A 7,339-nucleotide genomic window follows, 5' to 3' on the forward strand; every position below is an offset into this window, starting at 1 on the left:
CAAGTCAAAAACTCTATAATTAAGCCAACTTCCACACCTGATAAGGAGCTGTTCGAACCATGCAAACATCCATCATCGGTTTTCCCAGAGTAGGCGCGTTGCGCGAGCTGAAATTCGCCTCCGAAACTTATTTTAAAGGCAAGCTTTCCTCTGACGAGCTGCTGCGCACAGCGGCCCAGCTACGATCCGCTCACTGGAGCCTGCAGCAAGCTCACGATGTCGACTACATCCCTTCTAACGATTTTTCCTTCTACGATACGGTGCTGGACACCGCTTGTTTGTTCAATATTATTCCCGAGCGTTACCACGCGCTTGGACTTGGCGAGCTTGAGACTTACTTTGTTATGGCGCGGGGGTATCAGGGCGAACAAGGCGACGTGAAGGCGTTGGCGATGAAAAAGTGGTTCAATACGAACTATCACTACATGGTTCCCGAAATCGACGATCGTACTGCAATCCGGTTAGCCGGAACGAAGCCGTTCGATGAGTACACGGAAGCCAAACGGCAAGGAATCTCCACCAAACCCGTACTGGTCGGCGCCTATACGCTGCTCAAGCTAGCCAAGTATGTGGGGGAAAAGACGGCCGAAGACTTCGCGGACTCCGCCATTGATGCATATGGAGCTGCGATCGTAAAACTTGGCGCACTAGGCGCAGAATGGGTGCAGCTGGACGAACCCGCACTAGTGACCGATCTGTCGGAGTCCGACCTCGCCCTCTTTACGAAGCTCTACACCGGCATTCTCGCTTCCAAAGGAAACACCAAGGTACTCGTTCAAACTTATTTCGGAGATGTCCGCAACGGTTACGTCGAGCTGCAAGCTCTCCCCTTCGACGGCATCGGCATCGATTTTGTCGAAGGCAAACAATCGCTTGAGCTGATCCAGCGGTTCGGCTTCTCGGAGGAGAAAACTTTGTTCGCAGGTATCCTGAACGGCAAGAACATCTGGAGGAATCGGTACGCCGACACGCTCGGCCTTATTCAACAATTGCGAGAGCACGCCGGCCGGATCGTCCTAAGCTCCTCCTGCTCGCTTCTCCATGTCCCCTACAGCTTGAAGCAGGAAACGAAGCTGCAGCAGGAGCATAAAGCGTACTTGGCGTTCGCGGAAGAGAAGCTGCAGGAATTTACCGAGCTCAAGTCGATCTTGAGTGTGGCAAACCCGACCTCCCATGCGGAATACGCCCGGAACGAATCGTTATTCAAGGAAGAACGCTTCTCTAGCAATACCGCGGTCCTGGCTCGGACAGCCGGCCTGACGGATTCCGATTTCACCAGGCTGCCGGCATTCGAGGAGCGGGAAGCGATTCAGAAAGCGAAGTTCGCCCTTCCCCTGCTGCCGACGACCACAATCGGCTCCTTCCCGCAGACAGCCGAGGTTCGGGCGAATCGATTCGCCTTCAAGAAGGGCTCCATCACGGAGGAGCAATACAAGCAGTTCAACTTCGAGCGCATCGCCGAATGTGTCGCCAGGCAGGAAGCGATCGGGCTCGACGTCCTCGTCCACGGCGAATACGAGCGCAACGACATGGTCGAATACTTCGGCGAATGCCTGGACGGGTTCTTGTTTACGGAGAACGCCTGGGTACAATCGTACGGCACCCGATGCGTGAAGCCTCCGATCGTCTGGGGCGATATTAGCCGCTCCAAACCGATGACCGTCGAATATTCCGCTTATGCCAAAAGTTTGACGAGTAAGCCGATCAAAGGCATGCTTACCGGTCCGGTAACGATTCTGAACTGGTCCTTCCCTCGCGAGGATATCAGCTTGCGCGACAGCGCCTACCAGATCGCGCTGGCGATCCGGGAAGAGGTGCTCGATCTGGAGGCGAACGGCATTGAGATTATCCAGATCGACGAAGCCGCGCTGCGGGAAAAGCTGCCTCTGCGCCGGTCGGATTGGCAGTCCGACTACCTGAACTGGGCGATTCCGGCTTTCCGGCTCGTGCATAGCGGCGTCCAGTCTCATACGCAAATTCATACGCATATGTGCTACAGCCAGTTCAGCGACATTATTCGCGATATCGACGCCATGGACGCCGATGTCATCACGTTCGAAGCTTCCCGCTCGGACCTCGCGATCATCGACGCGATCAACGAATGCGGCTTCCAGACGGAAGTAGGACCCGGCGTCTACGACATCCATTCGCCTCGCATTCCGAGCGTCGGCGAGCTGAAGGACGGACTGCATCGCATGCTGGACAAGATCGACGCGGCCAAGCTGTGGGTCAACCCGGATTGCGGCCTGAAAACTCGCGGCGAGACTGAGACTTGGGCGAGCCTGGAGCATCTTGTCCAGGCTGCGCAAGAAGTCAGGCAATCGCTCTAATAGAAGTGACAAGGGGATGGACTCATTGTAGTCCATCCCCTTGCTCTATAATCGGATAGCCGAAATCGGCTATTATAGTTTTGAGCTTGTGGACATAGGTTGTCGCCAGCTGGCTCAGATGCAGCTTTTTCCCCGTCACATAACCGATCGTCATCTTCTCGTCCGTACGGAGTCGCACGGAACGAATTTGGGTGCCGTTCAAATCCTCGTTCAGCACGCCCGAGCTGATCGTGTACCCGTTCAACCCGATCAACAGATTGAACAATGTGGCGCGGTCGCTCACCAATATTTTTTTCCGAACCGTTCTCGTACTAAGAATCTCTTCGGAGAAGTAAAAGGAGTTATGCTCCCCTTGCTCGAAAGCGAGACACGGAAAAGGATCCAAGTCCTCGATCTCGAGCTGCTGCTTGCCGGCGAGCGGGTGATCGGTGCTGATGAAGACGTGCGGCTCTGCTACGAACAGCGGGTGAAATTGCAGGTCGTTCTCCCGCAGCAATTTCTGAATCACCTTGCGGTTGAATTCAGTGAGATAGATGATCCCTACCTCGCTACGCATATTGCGCACGTCGTCGAATATTTCATAGGTCCGGGTTTCGCGCAGCGTGCACTCGTACTCGTCGACGTTCAACTCCTTGAGCAGGCTGACGAACGCTTGCACGGCAAAGGCGTAATGCTGGGTCGATATAGAGAATAGCTTCTTGGACGGCTTCAGGTTCATGTAGCGCTGCTCGAGCAGCTCGGCCTGCTCTACCACCTGACGCGCATACGACAAAAACTCGGCTCCGTCGCTCGACAACACGATCCCCTTCGACGTTCGCAGGAAAATCTCGATGCCGACCTCTTGCTCTATCTCCTTCACCGCGCTGGACAAGCTGGGCTGGGAAATGAACAATCGTTTCGCCGCTTCGCTGATCGAGCCGCAGCTAACGATCGTCAGAACATATTTTAACTGCTGTAAGGTCATTCGGAAAACTCCTCCATTTTCGTTTCATTTTCCCCTGATAAAAGTTTACATGACGCCATTCCGCCAGTCAAAAAAGGGACCGTCCGGGCAGACGGTATCGGATGTATTCACCGTTGCGGTGAGCGACACCGGCTTGTGATCGGCTGCCAAATCGTATCGGTGTCATTGCTGCGCCCATACTTTATCGGAAGGCTTGATTCGACTTGTTATAGGGATTTATTTTCGAGCTGTTAAACAAACAGAAAATGGAAATGATAGTGGATAATACTAATCCGGGTGGAGTTTATCATGCACTTGACGCTTGCTTTGTTTACCATTCTTTGCGTCTGGCAGACGGGGGCTTGGAGGGACTGGAGAAAGTATCATCATACGATGATGTATTTTGCCCTCGGGAACCTGACCTACAACTTTCTGACGGCGAATTATTTCCTATGGAAAATGATTCCCGATGTTCTGCCAAATCATAGCCTTACAGAAATGGTCTATACGTTTGTCGTGTTTCCGGCTTCGGCGTTAATGTTCCTCTACAGGTATCCTGCGGACTCGAAACAGAAGCTATGGCATTACGTCAAGTGGATTGGCATCTATATAGTAGCGGAATGGTTCTTCACCACGAACGGCCGAATGTCGTACCAGCACGGATGGAGCCTGATGTGGTCCGCCCTGTTCGACGTGACGATGTTCCCGATGCTGCGGCTGCAATACAAGCGTCCTTTAGTTGCTTATATATTTTCCGTCGCCATGTGCGTGTTCTGGCTCTGGCTATTCGAAGTCCCGGTAGACGTCCCTATCGAGCAAAGAGGCGGCTGATACACTCACAATGCGGTCGGCCGAATCATCAGCTCGCTGACAAGCGTGTCGTCCGGCTCATTGATCGCGAATGCGATCGCTCTAGCGATGCTGGCCGGCAAAATGCCTTTGCCGCTCAAATGGCTGGCGAACGTCTGCACCTCCGGGCTCGTGATGGTGCTGAACAGCTCGGTATTCGTCAGGCCCGGCGAGATCAATGTGGCTCGGATGCTCGAGCTTGCCGACTCCTCCAAGCGAAGCCCTTCCGTGATCGCTCGTACCGCGAATTTCGTCGCCGCATAGACGGCGGAGGTGGCGGATACTTGGTAGCCCGAAGTGGAAGACAAGTTGATGATGTGCCCGGACTGCTGCTCCCGCATGATCGGCAACACCGCGGCGATCCCATAGAGTACGCCCTTGATGTTCACGTCGATCATTTGCTCCCATTCACTCACTCGCAGCTCGTTCAATCTGGAGCTCGGCATCACGCCTGCATTGTTCACCCACACATCCACCCGGCCATAAGCCTGGAGCGCGAACTGCGCCAATTGCTGCATCGCTTCGATGGAGACGACATCCGCTTTTACAGCAACAGCCTCTCCACCATGTTCCTTAATGTCATTAACAATCTCGGCAAGGCGATCTTCTCTTCTCGCAGCCAACACAACTTTGGCTCCGTGTTGAGCCAACAGCTTTCCCGTGGCTTCCCCGATTCCGCTCGATGCCCCCGTAATGATGACAACTTTATCTCGTATATTCTCCACGCTCGCTCAGCACCCTTCTTTTTTCAACACGCGTTGATTATTTAACGGCCGTTGATTTACATTATAGACATTACACTCATCGGCTCAATAAGTAATGTTTCCGAAATCGTCCCATAAACAACAAAACCCTCAGAACTGTTGAGGATCTGAAGGAGGTAACCTAATCTATGAGTGAAGTTGTCAAAACCGACCGCCGCATACTACGCACTAAACAAGCGATTACTACGGCGTTTCTGGAGCTGTTCGCGAAAAAAGATTTCGAGCAAATTACGATCAACGAAATAGCGGATCGGGCAAACGTAAATCGAGGCACCGTGTACTTGCATTTCAGCGACAAATACGAGCTGCTGGACAAATGCATGGAATCGCATATCCAAGAGCTGATCTCATTATGCCAGTCTCAAGACACCGGTCCGATCCAGCCCGGTGTCATACGCGACCCAAAACCTTTTTTCGACTATGTGCAAGAGCATTATGCCTTCCTCTCCGCACTGTTCTCCAACCAAAGAGCGTTTGTATTCCGCGACCGATTGCTCCACTATATCGCATCCAGTCTCACAGCTAAGCTGGAAAGGCCAGACCGTGCGATCGACAAGGAAGTCAACGCGCAATTCATGGCCTCCGCCTTTATCGGTGTTGTGGAATGGTGGATCCGGCATCAGATGCCGCATTCCACCAAGTACATGGCCGATCAAGTCCACCATCTATTCAGCCATTCGCAAGGCTCACCTCCGGCGGATACACGCAATTAGCCGACCAACAACGCCAGATCAGTGTAAATGGGCAGTGTAATTTCAATCGTTGTGCCGACTCCCTCTACACTGCTCACTTTGATTTGGCCGGAATGGTTCTCGATGATCGTTTTGCTTACCATAAAGCCTAACCCCGTCCCATTTTGCTTCGTCGTCATGAAGGGTTGGCCTAGCTTGGCGAGGATGTCCTTCGGTATGCCGCAGCCATCATCGACGATTCGGATTAAGATATCTTGCTCGCTAAGGCTCTGAATCTGAATGCGAATCATGCCGCCGTCCGCCATCGACTCCATCGCATTTTTGATAAAGTTGATAAACACCTGCTTGATCTGATTCTCATCGCAATACAGATGCGAGACTCCCGGCTTGTACTCGGTGACGAACTGGATGTTCTTCAGATTCGCTTGGGAGTCCAACAGCGCCAGCACTTGGGATAAGAGCACGCGGATATCCTTAGGCTCATATTTGATCAACTGCGGCTTGGCGAGAAGCAAGAGTTCGCTTAGAATCAACTCGATGCGTTCAATTTCCGAAGTCATTATGTCAAAATATTTTTGTTTCTCGCCATACCCGGATCTCATGAGCTGGATAAAGCCTTTGATCGAGGTAATTGGGTTCCGGATTTCATGAGCGATGCCTGCCGCCAGCTGGCCCGCTACCGAGAGCTTCTCGGAATTTTTCATATGCTCTTGGGCCAGCTTCCAATTCGTTATGTCTTGATATGTAACCGACCAGGCATGATTGCCTCCCCGTGTATTGAGAATCGGAGTGGCCGATACCATCACGTTAAGCCCTTCCCCATTTTTGCGTAGCCGAACCGTTTCTACCCCTCTTAACGTTTCCCCATTTCTCAACCGCTCGCTGAGCTGCCGGGACTCCGCCATCACATCCGCCGGCACGAACGGGACGGAATGGATGTTCAAGCCGACAATCTCTTCCTGGGACCAGCCGAAAATCATCTCAAAGGCATGATTGACGCGCTCAACAATAAATTGATCGTTGCAAATGAGGATGGCATCGGCATTATTGTCGATAAACGACTCCAGCTGCATCGTTCGCATCTGGAGATCATGCTGCGCATGCTTCTTCGCCGTAATGTCGCGGCAAATACCGGTAATTCCAATGATCATCCCCGTCTGGTCTCGAATCGGAGACAGCGTCGCTTCCACTTCGATCCACTTGCCGTCCTTCCGCTCACGAATCGTCTCCATTCCAACTACCGTTTCGCCGGTACGAATGCGCCTGTGCAGCTCATCCATGTCAGCTTTCAGATAATCAGGAATCATGGGCAATCTGGATCCAATAATATCTTCCGCCGACCAGCCGAACAATGTTTCAAAAGCCGGATTCACATCAATGACCGTATCAGCCGCATCGATCAGCCATATTGCATCGGCATTATGCTCGATGACGGACAGCAGCTGCACGGTCCTAACATGGTATGCTTCTTCCCCCAATAGTCTCTGAGTAAACATAGTTCCTCCTCACTAATATCGACGTAGAATCCCAACTTGTACTCTTTTGACAGGGGGTCGAAAAATTCCTTGTGGGCAACTGAACTCTTTTATCCCGGCTGCCAATGATCATCTTACATTTCCTATATCTGCATAATGGGCAAAGTGGGGCTTATGACGATCAGCCGCTGCGATCATTTTGATGCTGTACTTTTTCTTGGGAAATAAGAAAAACCATCAGGGAAGAACACCCTGATGGTCCTCTGGCGAAAGCGCTCAGTTGGCG

Annotated in this window: 6 protein-coding genes; 3 read left to right on the plus strand and 3 right to left on the minus strand. The window is 52.3% G+C overall.

Annotated elements, in window-relative coordinates; genetic code table 11:
• Positions 1–59 precede the first annotated feature (59 nt).
• Positions 60–2,330 carry a 5-methyltetrahydropteroyltriglutamate--homocysteine S-methyltransferase gene (metE, locus tag PKO02S_RS22555; protein ID WP_127586418.1) on the plus strand — a complete coding sequence of 757 codons (2,271 nt, stop codon included), beginning with the start codon at positions 60–62 and terminating at the stop codon, positions 2,328–2,330.
• Positions 2,331–2,352: 22 nt separating this feature from the next.
• Here the strand turns inward: metE and PKO02S_RS22560 are convergent, their stop codons facing one another.
• On the minus strand, positions 2,353–3,294 hold the full coding sequence (locus PKO02S_RS22560; RefSeq protein ID WP_127586420.1) for a LysR family transcriptional regulator: 942 nt from the start codon (positions 3,292–3,294) through the stop codon (positions 2,353–2,355).
• Positions 3,295–3,582: 288 nt separating this feature from the next.
• On the opposite strand from PKO02S_RS22560, the gene PKO02S_RS22565 reads away from it, so the two are divergent.
• Positions 3,583–4,104 (plus strand): CBO0543 family protein, encoded by a 522-nt coding sequence (locus PKO02S_RS22565; RefSeq protein ID WP_127586423.1) that lies wholly within the window; start codon positions 3,583–3,585, stop codon positions 4,102–4,104.
• Between the two features lie 5 nt (positions 4,105–4,109).
• Here PKO02S_RS22565 and PKO02S_RS22570 read toward each other — a convergent pair whose 3' ends face one another.
• Positions 4,110–4,847: an SDR family oxidoreductase gene (locus tag PKO02S_RS22570; protein ID WP_127586425.1), complete on the minus strand. Its 738-nt coding sequence runs from the start codon at positions 4,845–4,847 to the stop codon at positions 4,110–4,112.
• 167 nt (positions 4,848–5,014) lie between these two features.
• Between PKO02S_RS22570 and PKO02S_RS22575 the strand changes: the two genes are divergently transcribed.
• On the plus strand, positions 5,015–5,599 hold the full coding sequence (locus tag PKO02S_RS22575) for a TetR/AcrR family transcriptional regulator (protein WP_127586427.1): 585 nt from the start codon (positions 5,015–5,017) through the stop codon (positions 5,597–5,599).
• Here the strand turns inward: PKO02S_RS22575 and PKO02S_RS22580 are convergent.
• A complete protein-coding gene (locus PKO02S_RS22580) occupies positions 5,596–7,074 on the minus strand; it encodes a PAS domain-containing sensor histidine kinase (RefSeq protein ID WP_127586429.1) in 1,479 nt (492 codons plus the stop codon). The genes PKO02S_RS22575 and PKO02S_RS22580 overlap by 4 nt on opposite strands.
• Positions 7,075–7,339 lie beyond the last annotated feature (265 nt).

Origin of the sequence: Paenibacillus koleovorans NBRC 103111 (genome assembly GCF_004000845.1) — a bacterium.
GTDB lineage: Bacteria > Bacillota > Bacilli > Paenibacillales > NBRC-103111 > Paenibacillus_AA > Paenibacillus_AA koleovorans.

Coding starts and splice junctions, on each gene's coding strand:
- PKO02S_RS22575 (WP_127586427.1), top strand. CDS start 5,015: ATGAGTGAAGTTGTCAAAACCGACCGCCGCATACTACGCACTAAACAA.
- PKO02S_RS22560 (WP_127586420.1), bottom strand. CDS start 3,294: ATGACCTTACAGCAGTTAAAATATGTTCTGACGATCGTTAGCTGCGGC.
- PKO02S_RS22565 (WP_127586423.1), top strand. CDS start 3,583: ATGCACTTGACGCTTGCTTTGTTTACCATTCTTTGCGTCTGGCAGACG.
- metE (WP_127586418.1), top strand. CDS start 60: ATGCAAACATCCATCATCGGTTTTCCCAGAGTAGGCGCGTTGCGCGAG.
- PKO02S_RS22580 (WP_127586429.1), bottom strand. CDS start 7,074: ATGTTTACTCAGAGACTATTGGGGGAAGAAGCATACCATGTTAGGACC.